The sequence below is a fragment of the Rhodococcus sp. WS1 genome (assembly GCF_003797745.1).
Classification (GTDB): domain Bacteria; phylum Actinomycetota; class Actinomycetes; order Mycobacteriales; family Mycobacteriaceae; genus Rhodococcus_F; species Rhodococcus_F erythropolis.
In genome coordinates this window covers 1,125,073-1,144,108 of record NZ_RKLZ01000001.1, presented here as the reverse complement: position 1 = coordinate 1,144,108, position 19,036 = coordinate 1,125,073, and the positions used below count along the sequence as shown (strand labels likewise).

At 62.5% G+C, this 19,036-nt stretch carries 17 protein-coding genes; 11 read left to right on the top strand and 6 right to left on the bottom strand.

Going from position 1 to position 19,036, the window contains the following annotated elements:
* The 3 genes from EEB12_RS05255 to EEB12_RS05245 are packed head-to-tail and all read left to right on the top strand — an operon-like array spanning window position 1 to window position 3,438.
* Window positions 1-1,161, top strand: a complete 1,161-nt coding sequence (locus EEB12_RS05255) for a M20 family metallopeptidase (RefSeq protein ID WP_020969164.1) — start codon at window positions 1-3, stop codon at window positions 1,159-1,161.
* On the top strand, window positions 1,158-2,306 hold the full coding sequence (locus tag EEB12_RS05250) for a M20 family metallopeptidase (RefSeq protein WP_003940741.1): 1,149 nt from the start codon (window positions 1,158-1,160) through the stop codon (window positions 2,304-2,306). The genes EEB12_RS05255 and EEB12_RS05250 overlap by 4 nt, the downstream gene beginning before the upstream one ends.
* Window positions 2,307-2,361: 55 nt before the next feature.
* Window positions 2,362-3,438 (top strand): hypothetical protein, encoded by a 1,077-nt coding sequence (locus EEB12_RS05245; protein WP_181447641.1) that lies wholly within the window; start codon window positions 2,362-2,364, stop codon window positions 3,436-3,438.
* A 13-nt stretch (window positions 3,439-3,451) separates the two neighbouring features.
* On the opposite strand, the gene EEB12_RS05240 is transcribed toward EEB12_RS05245, so the two are convergent.
* Window positions 3,452-3,922 carry a gamma-glutamylcyclotransferase gene (locus EEB12_RS05240; RefSeq protein WP_003940753.1) on the bottom strand — a complete coding sequence of 157 codons (471 nt, stop codon included), beginning with the start codon at window positions 3,920-3,922 and terminating at the stop codon, window positions 3,452-3,454.
* 154 nt (window positions 3,923-4,076) lie between these two features.
* Between EEB12_RS05240 and EEB12_RS05235 the strand changes: the two genes are divergently transcribed.
* Together EEB12_RS05235 and EEB12_RS05230 are read left to right on the top strand one after the other, a co-directional pair.
* Window positions 4,077-5,480 (top strand): NAD(P)H-quinone dehydrogenase, encoded by a 1,404-nt coding sequence (locus tag EEB12_RS05235; protein ID WP_020969166.1) that lies wholly within the window; start codon window positions 4,077-4,079, stop codon window positions 5,478-5,480.
* A 180-nt stretch (window positions 5,481-5,660) separates the two neighbouring features.
* Window positions 5,661-6,842: a PLP-dependent aminotransferase family protein gene (locus tag EEB12_RS05230; RefSeq protein ID WP_060938877.1), complete on the top strand. Its 1,182-nt coding sequence runs from the start codon at window positions 5,661-5,663 to the stop codon at window positions 6,840-6,842.
* Here EEB12_RS05230 and EEB12_RS05225 read toward each other — a convergent pair.
* A complete protein-coding gene (locus EEB12_RS05225) occupies window positions 6,823-7,608 on the bottom strand; it encodes a CoA-transferase subunit beta (protein WP_020907045.1) in 786 nt (261 codons plus the stop codon). The two genes, EEB12_RS05230 and EEB12_RS05225, sit on opposite strands and share 20 nt — an antisense overlap.
* Window positions 7,605-8,519, bottom strand: coding sequence for a CoA transferase subunit A (locus tag EEB12_RS05220; protein WP_020907046.1), 915 nt, complete (start codon window positions 8,517-8,519; stop codon window positions 7,605-7,607). Before EEB12_RS05220 ends, EEB12_RS05225 begins: the two co-directional genes overlap by 4 nt.
* Window positions 8,520-8,603: 84 nt before the next feature.
* Between EEB12_RS05220 and EEB12_RS05215 the strand changes: the two genes are divergently transcribed.
* Window positions 8,604-9,500, top strand: coding sequence for a LysR substrate-binding domain-containing protein (locus EEB12_RS05215; RefSeq protein ID WP_029537902.1), 897 nt, complete (start codon window positions 8,604-8,606; stop codon window positions 9,498-9,500).
* Here the strand turns inward: EEB12_RS05215 and EEB12_RS05210 are convergent.
* Both EEB12_RS05210 and glpK read right to left on the bottom strand, forming a co-directional pair.
* On the bottom strand, window positions 9,497-10,912 hold the full coding sequence (locus tag EEB12_RS05210) for an MFS transporter (RefSeq protein WP_019747710.1): 1,416 nt from the start codon (window positions 10,910-10,912) through the stop codon (window positions 9,497-9,499). The two genes, EEB12_RS05215 and EEB12_RS05210, sit on opposite strands and share 4 nt — an antisense overlap.
* Before the next feature lie 171 nt (window positions 10,913-11,083).
* Entirely contained in the window at window positions 11,084-12,574 is a 1,491-nt protein-coding gene (gene glpK / locus EEB12_RS05205) for a glycerol kinase GlpK (protein WP_141487475.1), read from the bottom strand.
* A gap of 108 nt (window positions 12,575-12,682) precedes the next feature.
* Between glpK and EEB12_RS05200 the strand changes: the two genes are divergently transcribed.
* From EEB12_RS05200 to EEB12_RS05190, 3 genes are all read left to right on the top strand, one after another.
* Window positions 12,683-14,425, top strand: coding sequence for a glycerol-3-phosphate dehydrogenase/oxidase (locus EEB12_RS05200; protein WP_141487474.1), 1,743 nt, complete (start codon window positions 12,683-12,685; stop codon window positions 14,423-14,425).
* Between the two features lie 99 nt (window positions 14,426-14,524).
* Window positions 14,525-15,067 carry a hypothetical protein gene (locus EEB12_RS05195; protein ID WP_097387555.1) on the top strand — a complete coding sequence of 181 codons (543 nt, stop codon included), beginning with the start codon at window positions 14,525-14,527 and terminating at the stop codon, window positions 15,065-15,067.
* A gap of 50 nt (window positions 15,068-15,117) precedes the next feature.
* Window positions 15,118-15,834 carry a GAF and ANTAR domain-containing protein gene (locus EEB12_RS05190; RefSeq protein WP_019747714.1) on the top strand — a complete coding sequence of 239 codons (717 nt, stop codon included), beginning with the start codon at window positions 15,118-15,120 and terminating at the stop codon, window positions 15,832-15,834.
* On the opposite strand, the gene EEB12_RS05185 is transcribed toward EEB12_RS05190, so the two are convergent.
* Complete coding sequence (locus tag EEB12_RS05185; protein WP_099697328.1) at window positions 15,803-16,750, bottom strand: LysR family transcriptional regulator; 948 nt, start codon at window positions 16,748-16,750, stop codon at window positions 15,803-15,805. The genes EEB12_RS05190 and EEB12_RS05185 overlap by 32 nt on opposite strands.
* Window positions 16,751-16,903: 153 nt before the next feature.
* Here EEB12_RS05185 and EEB12_RS05180 point away from each other — a divergent pair, with 153 nt between their 5' ends.
* Window positions 16,904-18,280, top strand: coding sequence for an MFS transporter (locus tag EEB12_RS05180; RefSeq protein WP_020969173.1), 1,377 nt, complete (start codon window positions 16,904-16,906; stop codon window positions 18,278-18,280).
* Window positions 18,277-19,020, top strand: a complete 744-nt coding sequence (locus EEB12_RS05175; RefSeq protein WP_060938853.1) for a 3-hydroxybutyrate dehydrogenase — start codon at window positions 18,277-18,279, stop codon at window positions 19,018-19,020. The genes EEB12_RS05180 and EEB12_RS05175 overlap by 4 nt, the downstream gene beginning before the upstream one ends.
* Window positions 19,021-19,036: the final 16 nt, after the last annotated feature.

The following is a 19,036-nucleotide window of genomic DNA, read 5'->3' as shown; positions in this document are numbered from 1 at the left end:
GTGAACCAGAATGTCGACAGCGCAGTCAGGTCCGTAGAGGCCGATCTGATTGCGCTGTCGCATTCGATTCACAGCGATCCGGAACTTGCCTTCGAGGAGTTCCGCAGCGCTGCCAAAGTGTCGGACCTGCTGGCGCAGCACGGTTTCGCGGTCACTCACGGGATCGTCGATCTGCCGACGGCCTTCGATGCCACCTACGGCAGTGGAGAGTTGGTCATCGCGATCTGCGCTGAGTACGACGCGCTGCCCGAGATCGGTCATGCCTGTGGGCACAACATCATTGCCGCCGCCGCGGTCGGGGCCGGCATCGCGTTGGCTACCGTGGCCGACGAACTGGGGATCACCGTCCGAGTGATCGGTACTCCCGCGGAGGAAACCGGTGGCGGCAAAGTTCTGATGCTCGAGCGTGGTGCATTCGACGGCGTCGGCGCGGCCATGATGGTTCATCCAGGACCGATCGACATCATCGGTGCCACCTCGCTGGCCCTGGCGGACATCGCCGTCAGCTATCACGGTCGCGAAGCGCACGCCTCTGCTGCGCCGGAATTCGGTCGTAATGCCGCTGATGCAGCGACGCTCGCGCAAGTGGCGGTCGGACTTTTGCGCCAGCACCTCCAGCCAGGGCAACAGATTCACGGAATCGTCAGTGATGGCGGCACGGCTCCCAACATCGTTCCGGCTCGGTCAGAACTGCTGTACTACCTGCGTGCCGAGACGGCCGCATCGTTGGCCAATCTGTCCGAGCGTGCCGACGCCTGCTTCGCCTCGGGCGCACTCGGCACCGGATGCACCCACGAAATCCGCACGGTATCGCCCACTTACACCGAGTTGACCCCCGATCCGTGGCTGGCGGCGGCGTATCGTGAACAGATCGTCGACCTCGGGCGGGTGCCACTGGCAGCGGAATGGGAGCGCTCCCGTCCACTGGGTAGTACGGATATGGGTAATGTGACCAATGTGATTCCGGGAATTCACCCGGTCATAGGCTTGGATTCATCGGGGGCAGTGACACATCAGCCGGAGTTCGCGGCCGCGTGTATCACCACCTCCGCAGATCGAGCGGTAGTCGACGGTGCAATTGCGTTGGCCCGCACTGCTGTCCGGGTAGCGTCCGATCCAGAACAACGCACCCGTCTGTTGGAAGGGGTAGATCGCCGGTGAACGCGGCAATCGACACGTGGATTCACGCGCACACCGACGACCTCGTCGCGTGGCGTCGACACATCCATGCCAACCCGGAGTTGGCTCGCCGCGAATACGCGACCACCGAATTCGTCGCGACCCGCCTCACCGCCGCTGGGCTGTCGCCGAAGATCCTTCCCGGTGGCACCGGACTCACGTGCGACATCGGACCTGAGGGGCCGCGAATCGCACTTCGCGCCGACATGGACGCTTTGCCGATGCAGGAGGCGACCGGGGCGACGTACTCGTCCACGGTCCCCGGTGTGTCTCATGCATGCGGGCACGACGCCCACACCACCATCCTGCTCGGCGCCGGATTGGCTCTGGCCACGCTGCCCGAACTTCCCGTCGGGGTTCGGCTGATCTTCCAGCCCGCCGAGGAAGTCATGCCTGGTGGTGCACTCGACGTCATCGCTGCCGGCGCGCTCGACGGCGTGTCCAGAATCTTTGCTCTGCACTGCGATCCGCGACTCGAGGCGGGCCAGGTCGGAATGCGTCTGGGCGCGATCACCTCTGCTGCAGACACGATCGAGGTCGTTCTCGACTCTCCGGGTGGGCACACGTCGAGGCCGCACCTGACCACGGACCTCATCTACGCACTCGGCACAGTCGTGACCGGGCTGCCGGGAATGCTCAGCCGTCGTATCGATCCGCGTACCGGCACCGTGATGGTGTGGGGTGCGGTCAGTGCAGGTCAGGCGCCCAACGCGATTCCGCAGACCGGCATGATGACGGGCACGGTACGTACCGGCGATCACGACACGTGGGAGTTGCTCGAACCGCTCGTGGAAGAAATCGTCCACGGACTGCTCGCGCCCACCGGAGTTCGCTACCAACTCAACTATCGTCGCGGAGTGCCGCCGGTCGTCAACGACGAGGTGTCCACTCGGATGTTCGAGGACGCCATCGCGACCGTCGGACAAGATGCTTTGGCGGACACCCCGCAATCCGGTGGTGGCGAAGACTTTTCGTGGTACCTCGAAACCGTGCCGGGTGCCATGGCGCGGCTCGGCGTGTGGTCGGGTGAAGGCGATCAGCTCGACATCCACCAACCCACTTTCGATCTCGACGAGCGTGCACTCGGCGTCGGTGTGAAGGTTCTGACGAGCCTGGTTCTGGGATAGTTCCGGTTCCCGTCGGGGGTACCGTTTTTCGTGTCGTTCGAGTGAAGGTACGGGCATGTCCATAGGTGTGGGAGTGCGAATCGGCACATTGGTGTCGACGGCTGTAGTTGCGTCCAACGATCCGGGTTCGGCCGATCCGGTGGTGTTGGTCAGGGACACGATTCTCAATCAACGCAAGGACGGAACGACCGTGCTCGGCGGTACCGAGCAATTGGGTGCCGGCCGTGAATTCTCGGAATCATGGTCAGGTTTTGTCGGCCGTGTGGGGGACCCGAGTGGCGTCTCCGGAACGGCCGATACCCGTTACCGCGCCGAGGATTTGGTGGCGACGTCGATTCGCTGCCTATTGCAGGAATGCGAGCCGCTGCCCGATCGTGGTGGTCGAAGTGGGGGAGCGCCCGACATCGTCGCGACCTACCCGTCGCGCTGGGACTCGTCCACAGCGGCCCTCATGCAGGATTCACTGGTCTATGCGGGCCTCGAGCGGGTCACTCTCGTCTCGGACGCAGAGGCGGTCTCGGCGTGGTTCGAGTCGGAAATCGCGGCACTCGCCGGCACGCTCATCGGCATCTATCACGTCGACGACACCGGGGCAGCGGTCACGCTGGTGCGTTCGGGCGTCGCCGCCGGCCGCGCATTCGGCTTCGCCGGCGACGGGAGTTCACCGAGTTCACGCCTCGCGACGGCACTAGGTGCGTTCGGTTGGATGCCGGAGAACCTGGACGCCGTAGTCGTCACCGGTGACGGAGAACCGGCGACAGACAAAGCAGCCATGATGTCCATAGCGGCCGGAATCGCCGAAAAGCTCGGTGTCAGATGTGAACTCGGGCCCGGACCGGAGCAGTCGGCCGCGCTGGGAGCCGCAATTCTGGCTGCCGGTTTCACCTCGACGTCGCACACGATCGTTCCGATCGGTTTGCCGCCTTCACACGACGTGACGGAGGTGTTCGACACTCTCGGACGTGAGAAGGTGGCGGCTGAAACTGCAACCGGGGTGGCAACAGTCGAGCCGGAAACTGCAGTTGCCGCAGGCGAATCGGAGTCACGCGGTTCCAAGCGTGTGCTCATCGGCCTGACGATTGTGGTGGTACTCGCAGCACTTGCACTGCTCGCGTATTTCCTGCTGCTTTGAGCAGGACAGCTATCTAATCGGTAACACCGTTACCCGGACCCACGTTGCGGCTGTTTCTCGTCCGCAACTCTCGCACGTACTCGGCCGGCGCTCCGGCAATCTCGGCGGCGTCGGCCATCACGCCGATGTAGCGGGCCGACGGCAGTCCGCCTTCGTACGCATCCATGACGTAGAGCCAAGCGAGCACCGCATCGCCTGCGGTGTCGACCCGCACGCGGATCTTGCGGTGCAGACCGAGTTCGGCACCTTCCCAGCGGTCCAGACTCACTTCGTCCTCTTCCGGGACGTCGTAGAGGACCACGAAAACACTGGAATCGGGGTCTTCGACCACGGTGGCGAGAGCCCCCTCCCAGCCGAGGTCCTCGCCGCTGAAGGTCAGGCGCCAGCCTCGCAGCCACCCTGTCCCGGACATGGGCGAGTGTGGGCAGCGCAACAACATCTGCTCGGGATGCATGTTGGAACCGTAGGCGGCATAAATCGACACGGGCGCAAGCCTAAACCGTGGTCCGAGGGTGTGGCGAAGCGGACCACCGGACGCAAGTAATCTGGTACAAGCACTGCGCGACACGTGGTGCTCGAATAGCGTGACACTGGTCGACGGGAGACCCCTGCCGGCCACGCGAGGACTTGGAGGACACATGACCCGGATCGTGATCATCGGTGGCGGACCCGCCGGCTACGAGGCGGCACTGGTAGCCGCGCAGCACGGGGCCACGGTCACCCTGGTCGATTCGGACGGCGTCGGCGGCGCGTGTGTGCTGTTCGACTGTGTCCCGTCGAAGACGTTCATCGCGTCCACCGGAATCCGCACCGACATGCGTCGTGCATCCGACCTCGGCATCACTCTGGATCCGGAGCAGGCTTCGGTGTCACTGCCGAAGATCCACTCCCGAGTCAAGAGTCTCGCGTTGTCCCAGTCCTCGGACATTCGCGCACGGTTGCAGACGGTCGGCGTCGAGGTTCTCTCCGGCACCGCCGAACTGACCGATCCGCTCCTCGGTATGGCAGCACACCAGGTTCGCGCGACGCTCGGAAGCGGCGAGCAGAAGACCATCGACGCAGACGTCGTGTTGATCGCCACCGGCGCCAGCCCCCGCATCATCCCGGGAGCCGAGCCCGACGGTGAGCGAATCATGACGTGGCGTCAGCTCTACGACTTGGACGAGCTGCCCGAGCACCTGGTCGTGGTCGGTTCCGGTGTCACCGGTGCCGAGTTCGTCTCCGCATACACCGAGATGGGCGTCAAGGTCACACTCGTGTCCAGTCGTGACCGTGTTCTGCCCGGCGAGGATGCCGATGCGGCGCTCGTGCTCGAGGACGCCCTCGCCGAGCGCGGTGTCACCCTCGTCAAGCACGCCCGCGCAGACGCCGTCGAGCGCACCGAGAAGGGCATCATCGTCAAGCTCTCCGACGGCCGCACGGTCGAAGGAAGCCACGCTCTGATGACCGTCGGTTCCGTCCCCAACACCAACGGTCTCGGCCTGGAGCGGGTCGGCATCGAGTTGGACAAGGGTGGATACCTGCGTGTCGACCGGGTCTCGCGCACCACGGTTTCCGGTATCTACGCCGCCGGTGACTGCACCGGACTGCTCCCGCTCGCGTCGGTGGCTGCGATGCAGGGACGTATCGCGATGTACCACGCACTCGGTGAAGGCGTCAGCCCGATCAAGTTGAAGACCGTCGCATCGGCCGTCTTCACGCGCCCCGAAATTGCAACGGTGGGTGTTTCGCAGGCCGCGATCGACAACGGAGAGGTGCCTGCTCGCACCGTCATGTTGCCGCTCAACACCAACCCGCGAGCCAAGATGTCCGGTTTGCGCCGCGGCTTCGTGAAAATCTTCTGCCGCCCGGCTACCGGCGTGGTCATCGGCGGTGTTGTGGTCGCACCCACCGCTTCGGAACTCATCCTGCCGATTGCGATCGCCGTGCAGAACAACCTGACGGTCAACGACCTGGCTCAGACGTTCTCGGTGTACCCGTCGCTGACCGGATCGATCACCGAGGCAGCTCGTCAGCTCATGCGTCACGACGACCTGGACTGAGAACGGACCAGAGTCTTCTTACAATGTGAGAAGTCTGTTTCACATACTGAAGTATTGGTGAGATAGTCGAGATACCGACCGAATCAAGGGTCGGTATCTCGGCGCTCTCCCGCCCCGTTGACCCAGGACGGCTCAGGGTGTTTTCCTCTGACCTTCATTCTGCGTGCCTGGGAGCTTCACATGACACACGCCGCGCTGTCCGCTCGTATGGACGGACTCCGTAGTTCTGCAATTCGCGATCTGCTCACCTTGACTGCCCGACCCGACGTCATCAGCTTGGCCGGCGGACTACCCGATCCTGATTTCATTCCGCGGGAACGAATCTCGAAGGCAGCCCACGACGCACTCGGTGACCCCTCGTCCGTTCAATACGGCGAGACGTCAGGCCTGCGGCGCCTCCGTGAGGTGATTGCCGAGCGCGAATCCTCCAAGATCGGGCGGGCACTCGACGTGTCCGAAGTTGTGATCACACACGGTTCTCAGCAAGGTTTGAGCCTGCTCGCGCAGGTCCTCCTCGACGCCGGTGACGTTGTGGTCGTGGAGGAACCGGCATATACCGGTGCGCTGCAGGTCTTTCGGACGGCGCAGGCTCGTCTCGTTCCCGTCCAGCTGGACGAGGACGGAATGGACACCGACGCGCTCGAGACGAAACTCGCCGCCGGTCTTCGGCCCAAAGTTGTGCACACCGTGAGCAATTTCCACAACCCGCGGGGCGCGGTGCTTTCGGCGCAGCGGCGAGCGCACTTGGCGGCGCTGGCGGACCGATACGGGTTCTGGGTTCTCGAGGACGACCCGTACGGCGAACTGTACTTCGGCGAGAAACCGCCCGCACCGCTGGCGGCGTTGTCGGACAGGGTGATTCGGCTGTCCAGTGCTTCCAAAGTGTTGGCACCGGCGCTACGCGTCGGCTGGCTGCACGGCGACCGAAAGGTCTGCGAGGCGGTCGAACTGATCAAGCAAGGCGCTGACCTGTGCGGGTCTTCGCTCACCCAGCAGATCGCCGCAGACCTCTTCTCCGACGTCGAATGGTTCGAAACGCACCTCGACAAGCTCCGGGAGGGTTACGGCGCCAGAGCGAAGGCGTTGGTCACGGCCGCCGAGACGGAATTGAGTGGGCGTGCACGCTTTTCCGAGGTCCGCGGCGGGATGTTCTGTTGGATGGATTTCGTCGACGACGTCGACACCACCGAACTCCTGGGTGCCGCGCTCGAGCATGGCGTGGCATTTGTCCCAGGTTCGGCCTTCGCGGTCGAAGCTGACCTCGGTCGAAGCGCTCGATTGTGTTTCGCGACGTATCCCGAAGCCGTGCTGGTCGATGCCGTCGGCAGGCTCCGGAAGAGTGTTACCGCAGGTACAGCCTGACCTTGTCGATAGTGTTGCGGAGCAGATCGATCTCCGTGCTCGATGGTGGGGTGGTGATGGTGACGTGCTCGGCGACGGCGAGGTCCCATCCCGTCGACTCTCGGACTTGATCGACGGAGATTCCCTCGTGGACGCTGGTCAACTCCAATTCGCCGCCGGGGCCCTGGTGTGTCAGGACGCCGAGGTTGGTGAATACCTTTGTCACTCCTGCACCTGCCGGCATGATGCCCTTACCGCTGGCGTGGGCGCGGGCGGGGCTGGGTGAGGTGCAGAAGTCGAGCTCGGCCGGAAAGGAACTGAGGTCGTGGCGACGCATCACGACGAAGATCTCGGCGGCGTTCGCGATGATCTCGACGGCCCCGCCCGCTCCGGGCAGTCTGACCGTCGGGTTCTTCCAGTCACCGATGAAACTTGTGTTCAGACTGCCCGTTCGATCGATTTGGGCGGCCCCGAGAAATCCGACGTCGACGTTGCCACCTTGCAGGACGTAACCGAAGAGCGCGGCCATGCTCAGCACGGATTCGGCACCGGAGACAACCACGGAGTCCGCGATACCCTCGGCCATTGCCGACGGATGTGCACCGCACACTCCGGATTCGTAGATCAGCTCGACGTCCGGATTCGACGTGTGCCGCGCGAGATCGACTGCGAGCGTGGGTAGTCCAACTCCGGCGAAGACCCGGCGCTTACCCGCCAATTCGCGTGCCGCGACGGCGACGATCGTTTCGGTGGAGGTGGTGCTACCGGTGTCGATCGTGGTGGTCATAGTCTGCTCCCGTAGTCGACTGGTGTGGAGAGTTTTGGTCCGACCTCGAGATCCGACCAGTAGTCGGCTCCGAGTTTGGCGAGATACTCGCCGTGACTGTCGAGTGCGTACACCCATTCGTCGAGCCAATTTCTCAGCCGTGAAGGGTCTTTGGAGATTTCAGTCCAGCGTCGGTAGAAGCCGCAATCGCGGTCGTAGTATCCCTGCGCGTACGACGGGTGTGCGCCGCGCGGGCAGACGACAACCGCGTCGACTGCATGCGAGGGAATCAGAGTTCGGCTCGGGTCTGACCTGATGACCTCGTCGTCGACCAGTTCTTCGACAACGACGATTGCCTTCTTCGCGGCGTACACGGCCTCTTGCTGCACCCCGGCGATGCCCCAGATCTGCGCGTTCCCGGACGTGTCCGCTCGCTGTGCGCCGATGATCGTGACATCCGGATTCAATGGCGGCACAACGTAGACGCTCCCGCCGCCGTACGGGTCCTCGACGAGTCTCAGTTGTGGGTTGAGTGCGGGTAGATCACTACCGGCGTACGACCGTAGCGGGAAGAAGGGAAGCCTGGCGGCTCCCGCCTGATACCGGCACACCATGCCGTAATGGCTGTATTCCTCGACTTCGAGGGGGAGCGGGTCCTGGTTCTCGATGCGTCTGCGTAACTCGTACAGAGAACCTGCGGAGCCGCTGGCGAAGAACGAAGCGACCAGCTTTCGGACGCAGCCGGCGGCGACGAGTTGGTCGGAAACGATGTCCGGCGTCATCCGGCACAGCGTGAGGTCCTTCCTGCCCTGCCGGATGATCTCGTGTGCCGCGGCAAATGGAATGAGATGCGAAAAGCCCTCCAACGCAACAGTCATTCCGTCGCCGACGTATCGACCGATGGCCTCTTTCATCGAGAGCGTCTTGTCCACGTGTGTACCTCTTCTTACGTTCTCGCGCACTTGGTCGGTTTCGGAAACTTGACATGGTCGGCCGGTGTGGCGCAACAATGTCGGGTGGAAATTCATCAGATCAACGCATTTCTCGCGGTGGCTGAGGAGCTACATTTCGGCCGTGCGGCTCAGCGCCTTCGGATTGCGCAACCGCCGCTGAGTCGAACGATCAGGCAATTCGAGAAACAGCTTGGTTCGCCGTTGTTCGATCGAAGTACTCGAACTGTGCGGTTGACTGCTGCCGGTGAAGCACTGCTGCTTCCGGCGCGCGAAATTCTGGACGCGTGCCGGATGGCCGAGATCGCGGTATCCGCGGCAGGCCAGGGAACGACAGGTCGCGTTCGCCTGGGCTTCGCGGGAACCTCGTCGCACCTGCTCGTCGGGCGGTGGGCGAAATTGGTGAGAAAGACGAATCCCGGTATCGAATTTGTACTCGACAGTTCCGCTTTCGCGAACGAGGCGTTGTTGATGTTGCTCGATCGACGCCTCGACATCGGGATGGTCCGGTGGACCGTCCCGCCGCTCGGGATCACGTCGAGATTGATCGCCGAGGAGAACTTTCTGGTTGCCATGTCGAAAGACCATCCGATGGCGTCGAGGGAATCGGTTCGGTTGATCGAATTGGAGTCCGAGAATTGGGTGACGCTTCCGGCGGAGCCGGGTTCGATTCTGCGGGAGTCTCTGCTCACTGCGTCGAAGAACGCAGGGTTCCTGGCTCGAATCGTGCAGACGGCACCGGATTCGATGTCGTTGATCGCGCTGGTGTCCGCGGAAATCGGATGCTCGTTGACTATTTCGTCGGTGGCCCAAAGCATCGTGAACCCTGATGTTGTCTTTGTTCCCGTCATGGATCCACCTCCTCCCCTTCAACTGCGTATCGCCTGGCGAGATGGAGACGACAGACCTGCTCTTCTCGAAGTGTTGAAATTGTCCGAGCAGGCGCTGCCGTCCCTGGCTTAGACGGTTGCCCGACCGGTAGGAATTTCACCCGCTTCGGACTTCGGCGAGTTTGCAGTATCGGCAAGAGCGTTCTCGAGTTCGAGCTCGTCGTAATCCGCTTGCTCGGCCGTCGAGAGTTCGCTTGCGTTGTAGCCGGTACGTCGGAGCAGGAGAAGGGTGCAGATCAGCGAGACAAGTGCGTACAGTCCGGACACGATCGCGACCCCGACGATGTTGCCTGACGTGTTGAGCATCCACTGCGCCAGTACCGGAGTTCCGCCGCCGACGACAAGGGAACACAGTTGATACGCCGTCGACAGACCCGTGTAACGGATGTTCGCAGGGAAGGCGCGAGCGAGAACGCCGGCGATGGCGCCGTAGAACATCGAGTGCGGGATCGTGGCGAGACACATCGCAACGACTGCGATGGTGAAGTTCCCGGTTCTGATGGCAAAGAACATCGCGGGCATGAGAACGAACTCCGGTATCACCATCAGGCACATGGCCTTCCGCATGTCTATCTTGGAAACCAGAACGGCCCCGAACGGTTGGACGATGAACTGCACGACAAGTGCGATCGCGATAGCGGCGAGGAATGTGCCGCGGTCGTATCCGAGTTCTTTTGTAGCCCAGGACAATGCGAAGGTGTTCTTGAAATAGGTGACCTGGGCGAGGGGGAGTGCGCCGGCGCCGAGGAGAACCAGCACCCAATGCTTGCGCAATACTTCGGCGAGCGGAAGTTTGACGACCTTCTTGCGGGCGAGAACGGCCTTCATCTCGTCGGACTCTTCGAGTTTCAGGCGAATGATCATGCCGAGGATGACCAGGCCTGCCGAAACGAGAAAAGGGATTCGCCAGCCGTAGAGAAGGAATGACGGCGTCGGCATCGAGGACAGCAGGAAGAATGCGATGGTTGCCAACAGATTTCCCGCGGGGGAGCCCTGCTGAGCGAACGCGGAGTAGAGGATGCTCTTGCCCTTCGGCGCGTTCTCGCTGGCGATGAGTACCGCGCCACCCCACTCACCACCGACCGCAATTCCTTGGATCACGCGAAGGGTGACCAGACCGATCGGGGCCCACATGCCGACCTGCGCGTAGGTGGGGAGGAGTCCGATCCCGACAGTGGCGACGCCCATCATCATCAAGGTGATGACCAGAGTGTTCTTGCGCCCGATCCGGTCTCCGAGATGACCGAAGATGATCCCGCCGATCGGCCTGGCGAGGAACCCTGCCCACAGGGTGATGAAGGCGAGGAGCGTGCCGACTCCGTTCGGCAGCGTGTCGGAGAAGAAGATCTCGCCGAATACCAGGGCAGCCGCGGTGCCGTAGATATAGAAGTCGTACCACTCGATGGTGGTTCCGATGAATGAAGCGATACCGGCTCTTCGTGCCTTGGCGTTGATCTCCTCGGAACTGCGAGTGGGTGAACTCATGCGTGGCGACCTTTCTCTGCAACATTCGCGGCGCCGAAACGTGGCGCGCCTGAATGAGATTCGCAGAGTGGTGTAGGTCACGTCCAATACCAACTTAGTCGCCTATTGATACCTCAGGAGTATCAATAGGCGACCATGATCAGCTCTTCCGGTATGGAAGGATCGGGGTGATTACTCGGACCAGTTGTACGTCCGCTCGACGGCCTTGTTCCACTCCGCGTACAGCCGTGACCTTTCGGACTCGTCCATCGCCGGTTCCCAGGTTTGGCCGACGGCCCAGTTGTTGCGGATGTCTTCGGTGTCGGCCCAGTAACCGATGGCGAGGCCCGCTGCATACGCAGCGCCGAGTGCTGTCGTTTCGTTGACCACCGGGCGGATGACGGGAACTCCGAGGATGTCCGACTGGAACTGCATCAGGGTTTCGTTGACCACCATGCCGCCGTCGACCTTCAGCGCGGACAGTTCGACTCCCGAATCCGCACGCATGGCGTCGATGACCTCACGGGTTTGGTATGCCGTCGCCTCGAGCGCCGCGCGAGCCAGGTGTCCCTTGTTGACGAACCGCGTCAGGCCGACGATCACGCCGCGTGCATCCGGTCGCCACCGGGGTGCGAACAGTCCGGAGAACGCGGGTACGAAGTAGGCGCCGCCGTTGTCGTCGACACTCGCGGCGAGCGGCTCGATGTCCTTGGCGTTCTGAATGATTCCGAGATTGTCCCGAAGCCACTGGACCAAGGAGCCGGTCACCGCGACGGAACCTTCGAGTGCGTAGACGGCAGGGGCTTCGCCGAGTTTGTAGCAGACGGTCGTCAGCAGTCCGTGCTTGCTGTGCACCGGCTTCGTTCCGGTGTTGAGAAGCATGAAATTGCCGGTGCCGTAGGTGTTCTTGGCTTCACCCTCGGAGAGGCAGGCCTGGCCGAATGTGGCTGCCTGCTGGTCACCGAGGATTCCGGCGACCGGCACACCGGCGAGATTGCCGCGAGGACGGCCGGTGCCGTAGACCTCGGACGAACTCCGGATTTCCGGGAGCATCGACATCGGGATTCCGAAGTCCGCGCAGATCGATTCGTCCCACTGAAGGGTCTCGAGATCCATCAGCATCGTGCGTGACGCATTGGTGACATCTGTCACGTGAACACCGTCGGTCAGGTTCCATACGATCCACGTGTCGACGGTGCCGAAGCACAATTCTCCGGCCTCCGCTTTGGCTCTCGCGCCGTCCACGTTGTCGAGAATCCACCGGATCTTCGGCCCGGCGAAGTAGGTCGAGAGCGGCAGCCCGGTCTTGTCTCGGTACTTGTCCGGACCCTCGTCGCCGCCCAGTTCGACACACAGTTGATCCGTGCGCGTGTCCTGCCACACGATCGCGTTGTAGATCGGCTTGCCCGTCGAACGCTCCCAAACGACGGTCGTCTCACGCTGATTCGTGATTCCGACGGCCGCGATGTCGGCCCACGTGAGGTCGACCTTCGCGAGAGCGCCGGCCACCACCTCCCGGGTGTTGATCCACAGCGCAACCGGGTCGTGCTCGACCCAACCGGCACGCGGGAAAATCTGCTCGTGTTCTTTCTGCGCAACGCTCACCACGGCGCCGTCGTGATCGAAGATCATGCAGCGGCTCGACGTCGTGCCTTGGTCGATGGCGGCGATGTATTGATTCACTGTGCTCCTATGTTCGGGCGCGTTCGCAGTTATCCGTGCGCTGTCGCAGTATGTGGATCAAGCTACTAGCCTGTAAACGGATTCGTCGTCGACTTACAGGAGACCGGGTTGAGTAAGCAGCAAGGTGCGCAGTTTCTCGGCCCGCAGCAGCGTGAAGCTGCTTGGGAACAGCTTCAGACCGAGCAATTCGACGTCGTCGTTGTCGGCGGCGGTGTTGTCGGTGTCGGGGCTGCGCTCGATGCGGCCACCCGCGGACTCAAGGTTGCGTTGGTCGAGGCCCGTGACTACGCATCCGGCACGTCCAGTCGCTCGTCGAAGATGTTCCACGGCGGTCTCCGCTATCTAGAGCAACTCGAATTCGGCCTCGTTCGTGAAGCATTGCGTGAGCGCGAACTCTCGCTGACCACGCTCGCTCCGCACCTGGTCAAGCCGCTGAAGTTCCTGTTCCCTCTGGCTCACCGAGTGTGGGAGCGCCCGTACATGGCGGCGGGAATCTTCCTCTACGACCGAATGGGCGGCGCAAAGTCGGTCCCCTCCCAGAAGCACTTGACGCGGGCGGGCGCACTACGCATGTCGCCGAGCCTCAAGCGCAGTTCGCTGACCGGTGGCATCCAGTACTACGACACCGTCGTCGACGACGCTCGGCACACCATGACCGTCGCACGGACCGCTGCACACTACGGCCCGGTCGTCCGAACGTCGACGCAGGTCGTCGGCTTTCTGCGGGAAGCGGATCGGGTCTCGGGAGTTCGTGTTCGGGACTGCGAAGACGGCCGTACCGCCGAGGTCAAGGGTCACGTCGTCATCAATGCGACCGGTGTCTGGACGGACGAGATCCAAGCGCTCTCACGTCAGCGCGGACGGTTCCGGGTGCGAGCGTCGAAGGGCGTACACATCGTCGTCCCGCGCGATCGCATCGTCAGTGAAGCCGCCATCATCCTGCGTACCGAGAAGTCGGTGCTGTTCGTCATTCCGTGGGGCAGTCACTGGATTATCGGCACCACTGATACCGACTGGAACCTGGATCTCGCACATCCGGCGGCAACCAAAGCAGATATCGACTACATCCTCGGCCACGTGAACTCCGTCCTGGTCACGCCGTTGACGCACGCCGACATCGACGGTGTGTACGCCGGCCTGCGCCCGCTGCTTGCCGGTGAAAGCGACGAGACGTCGAAGCTCTCGCGCGAGCACGCCGTTGCCCGTGTGGCTCCAGGTCTGGTCGCCATCGCCGGCGGAAAGTACACGACGTATCGGGTCATGGCGGAAGACGCCGTCGACGTCGCAGCAGAAGACATTCCGGCGCGGGTTGCGTCGTCGATCACGGAGAAGGTACCGCTCGTCGGCGCCGACGGATACTTCGCGTTGATCAACCAGACCGTGCAACTGGGCGAGCAGTACGGCTTGCATCCGTATCGCGTCAAGCACCTGCTCGACCGCTACGGTTCGCTCATCACCGAGGTCCTCGAACTCGGCCGGCAGACACCGGAGTTGTTGCAGCCCATCACGGACGCGCCCGATTACCTTCAGGTCGAAGCTGTGTACGCCGCCGCGGCCGAGGGGGCACTGCACCTCGACGACATCCTCGCCCGCCGTACGCGTATCGCAATCGAATATCCGCATCGTGGTGTCAACTGCGCACAGCAGGTCGCCGGATTGGTTGCCCCGATTCTCGGTTGGGATGCCGCCACCGTCGAACGCGAGGTCGACACGTACCGAGCGCGTGTCGAAGCCGAAATCGAGTCTCAGACCCAGCCGGACGACGAGTCGGCGGACGCATTACGCGCCGCAGCGCCGGAGTCGCGGGCCGAGATCCTCGAGCCCGTCGTCGTGGTGCCGGATCGGGTCTGAGTCGCCTGTCGTTTGTTCTCGGTCTGTCGCGGGTAGGCGGATGGCGAACCACCACCCGTGTCAGCACAGACCGGTCGAGCGTCGCCCAGGAGGATCTCAATGTTCGGTAATCGGTCGCGATCTGCTGAGGAACACATAGCTACCGGCTATCTGGTCACTCACCTGTGCGGAGCGATGGTGGGGCTGCAACTCTCGCGGTCACTCTCGGACTCGTACGGCGTCTGGGCCGACGGTGAGCTGGACTCGTTGCCGCGTGAGCTCGAGTACGAGATCGAGCAGCTGCTGCAACTGATCGAGGACACCCAGGGCATATCTCTGCCCCGGTACTCCAAGATCGACGCGACGGTCAATCGGATCAGACGCCTCGTTCACGTCGACGCAATCTGGCGCAACCGTCTCGTGAAGTTGGCAACTCTCGAGATCATGCGGACCGCGCTGTGCGGCAAGAGTGCGATGTGGGAGGTCCTGCGAGACATTCCGGCCGGGGAGACCGAGGAGCAGTACCGCGAACTCAACGACCTGGTGTCCAAGCAGATCACCACGGTCACGGCGCTGCATCACCGCGCAGCTACGGAGGCTTTCCAGGGGACGGACGGGCGGGAATCGGCGAGCGGCGGCGACCCCATCAGGTCGAGTAAGTAAGGTTTGTACCGTTCGATGAAGAATTCGATGAACGGTAGACCCCGAGGTGTATGGAGATGGCTGAGCGCGACCAAGCACTGACAGAACCCAAGGCAGTGTTCGCGGCGTTGGCGGAGATCCTCTACTCCGCGGCAGACAGCGCCGAGGTGTACTCCGCGATCTGTTCGGCGGCTGTCGAGTTGATTCCCGGTTGCGACCACGCAAGTCTGATGCTGCGACGTGGAAACACCAACGTCACCGTAGCGGCGAGCGACGAGATCGCCGATTATGCAGACGATCTCGAGCGTGCCACCGGTGAGGGGCCGTGCATCGACGCCCTCGATACGGAGGCGCCGCAACTCGAGTCGGACCTTCGCACCCCGAATCAGTGGCCCGAGTTCGCTCGGAAAGTAGTGGCAGAGACACCCATTCGCGGATCGATGGGGTTCCGGCTGATGGTCGATCGTCAGAAGTTCGGTGCCCTCAACCTCTTCTCGGACACTCCGGGGGCTTTCACCGAAACCGTTGCCGACCACGCGATCATGTTGGCGTCATTTGCATCCGTGGCCGTCACTGCGCTGACGCGAGGCGAGGATGCCGACTCGCTGCGACGTGGTCTGGCAAGCAGCCGCGAAATCGGTCAGGCCGTCGGTCTGCTGATGGCACTGCATCGTGTGTCCGACGACGAGGCCTTCGACATTCTGGTGCGAACCTCACAAAACATGAACGTCAAGATCGCCGAATTGGCGCGCAAGGTCATCGTCCAGCATCGTTCGACTCTGGACTGAGCGCTTCGTTCGTTCCGGGAGAACCGAGGAGTTGAGATCGCTTGCGATCCACCGTCTCTCGAAGAGCTGTCACCACCGCTGCGACCTCCGGGCGTCGCAAGGATTCCGAACGGGCCACCAACCAATAGGAAAGTCTCACCTCGATGTGAGCCGGTAGAACGCGAATCAAATCGTCGTGCTGCTCGGCCATGAAACAGGGGAGAAGGCCGATGCCGGCACCCGCGCGCGTTGCCTCGATGTGTACGAACACGTTGGTGGACGTGACGGCCTCGCGCATGGAAACCGTGAGCTTGCGAGCCAGATCGAGTTCGTCGACCTGCAGCATCGAGTCGATGAAGTACACGAGCGAGTGATCGGCCAGATCTGCGGCACTCTCGGGAACAGCATTCTGACGTAGATAGTCTCGGGACGCGTACAAACCCAGCGCGTAGTCGGCCAGATGGACTGCTTCGGCGCGGTGAACGTGAGGCTTGCCGACCACAACCTCGATGTCGAGACCCGAGCGTATCTGCGACGCCTTTCTGGTTGCGACAACAATCTCGACGCTGACGCGGGGATGGCGTCTGCGAACCGCGGCGCCGGCGGGCGCCGCGATGTATGCGCTGAATCCGTCGGTCGCCGAGACTCGCACGACGCCGTCGAGTTGCTGCTGACCGGTGGAGTCGAGCGCCAGTTCGTTCACCGCAGCCTCGATGCGCTCGGCCGCGCTGAGGGCTTGTCTGCCCAGGTCGGTCAGCTCCCAGCCGCCGGACGAGCGAACCAGGACACGGCCGCCGAGACACTTCTCGAGCGAGGAAATGCGGCGCGAGATGGTGGTGTGATTGAGGCCGAGGTCGTCGGCGGCGGTGTTGAAGCGACCGGTGCGACCGACCGCGAGAAGCACCAGTAGGTCGTCCGGGCTCGGTCCGAGAGTCATATCTGCATTTTTGCACCTATATGGTGCGAGATTTGTCATTGTCGCGCCATCAATCTGCACTGATACTCATCGAGTCACAAAAAGTGTGCGAGCGGTCACATTCCTGATCATGAAGAGCAGGCGAATCGCGAACTGAAGACGAGGGAGTCCACGATGAGCGTCGACAACATGCCGAAGCCCGAGAGCCAAGCCCCACCATCGGGGCTGAAGAAGGTGGTCGGCGCCTCGATGGCGGGCACCGTGGTCGAGTGGTACGAGTTCTTTCTGTACGGCACGGCGGCCACGCTGGTCTTCAGCAAGGTCTTCTTCCCGGGCGGCGGCAACGAGCTGGATGCGATCATCGCGGCTTTCATCACCTACGCCGTCGGATTCGCCGCCCGGCCACTCGGCGGAATCGTCTTCGGATACTTCGGAGACAAATTCGGCCGAAAGCAGTTGCTGCAGTTCAGTTTGCTGTTGGTCGGCGCCGCAACGTTCTTGATGGGATGCCTGCCTACCTACGGTCAGATCGGCTACTGGGCGCCGGCAATGCTGGTCACGCTGCGCTTCATCCAAGGATTCGCGGTCGGCGGCGAATGGGGTGGGGCGGTACTCCTGGTCGCCGAGCACAGCCCGAATCGATCGCGCGGATTCTGGTCGTCGTGGCCTCAGGCCGGCGTGCCGATGGGCAACCTGGTGGCGACGGTCGTGCTGTTGATCCTGACGTCGACGCTCTCGGACGAATCCTTCATGAGTTGGGGCTGGCGCGTTGCCTTCTGGCTCTCCGCGGTGATCGTTCTGGTCGGGTACTACGTTCGGACCAAGGTCACCGATGCTCCCATTTTCATTGCGGCGCAGAAGGAAGCAGAACTGGTCAAGGCAACCTCGTACAGCGTTTTCGAGGTCGTCAAGCGTTACCCGCGCGGAGTGTTGACCGCGATGGGGCTGCGTTTCGCCGAAAACGTCATGTACTACCTCGTGGTGACCTTCTCGATCACTTACCTCAAGGTCGTCGTTCATGCGGACACGGCGCACATCCTCTGGTGGATGCTGATGGCACATGCCGTGCACTTCGCAGTGATTCCGTTGGTAGGCAAACTGTCCGACACGATCGGTCGACGCCCGGTGTACATGATCGGCGCCGTCACCGCCGGAACATGGGGATTCTTCGCCTTCCCGATGATGAACAGCGGGCACAATGCAGTCATCTTGTCGGCAATCATCATCGGGCTCGTGTTCCACGCGTTCATGTACGCAGGCCAACCCGCGATCATGGCCGAGATGTTCCCGACTCGGATGCGCTACTCCGGTGTCTCCCTGGGTTATCAGGTCACGTCCATCGTGGCGGGTTCACTGGCTCCGATCATCGCGACCGGATTGCTGAGCAAGTTCGACTCCTCGGTCCCCATCGCGATCTATCTCCTGCTGGCATCCCTGGTCACCATCGTTGCAGTCATTTTCGCGCGGGAGACCAAGGGAATCTCGCTCGAGTCCGTCGACGCCGCTGACGCCCGTGTTCTCGCCGACGAGCGGGCCGGTGTGTCTGTATGACGCTGACCGGAAAGTCTGCTCTGGTCACCGGTGGTGCCAGCGGGATCGGCGAGGCGTGTGCTCGACTCCTCGCCGCCCGCGGCGCGCACGTGACCGTCGCCGATCTCGACGACGTCGCCGCGAAGTCGCTGGCCGAGGAGATCGACGGCACTGCATGGGCCGTCGATCTCCTCGACACCGACCAACTCGTGGATCTGTCACTCGAGACGGACATACTCGTCAACAACGCCGGCATACAACGGGTCAGTCCTATCGAGGATTTCGACGTCGAGGACTTCCGGAAGATTCAGCGCCTCATGGTCGAAGCGCCATTCCTCCTCGCTCGGGCCGCCCTGCCGTACATGTACCGCAACAGTTTCGGTCGCATCGTGAACATTTCCTCGGTCCACGGGCTCCGCGCTTCGGCATTCAAGAGTGCATACGTCACGGCTAAGCACGGACTCGAAGGACTGTCGAAAGTTGTTGCGCTCGAAGGCGCCTCACACGGTGTCACCAGCAACTGCGTCAATCCGGGCTATGTCCTGACGCCACTGGTGCGATCCCAGATCTCCGACCAGGCAAAGGTTCACGGAATCAGTGAATCCGAGGTTGTCGAAAAGGTGATGCTCACCGAGAGCGCAATCAAACGGATGGTCGAGCCTGCGGAGGTGGCATCGCTGGTGGGCTGGTTGGCATCGACCGATGCGTCGATGGTGACGGGGGCGTCGTACACCATCGACGGAGGGTGGAGCGCCAGCTAGACCACGCGAGCTGCTG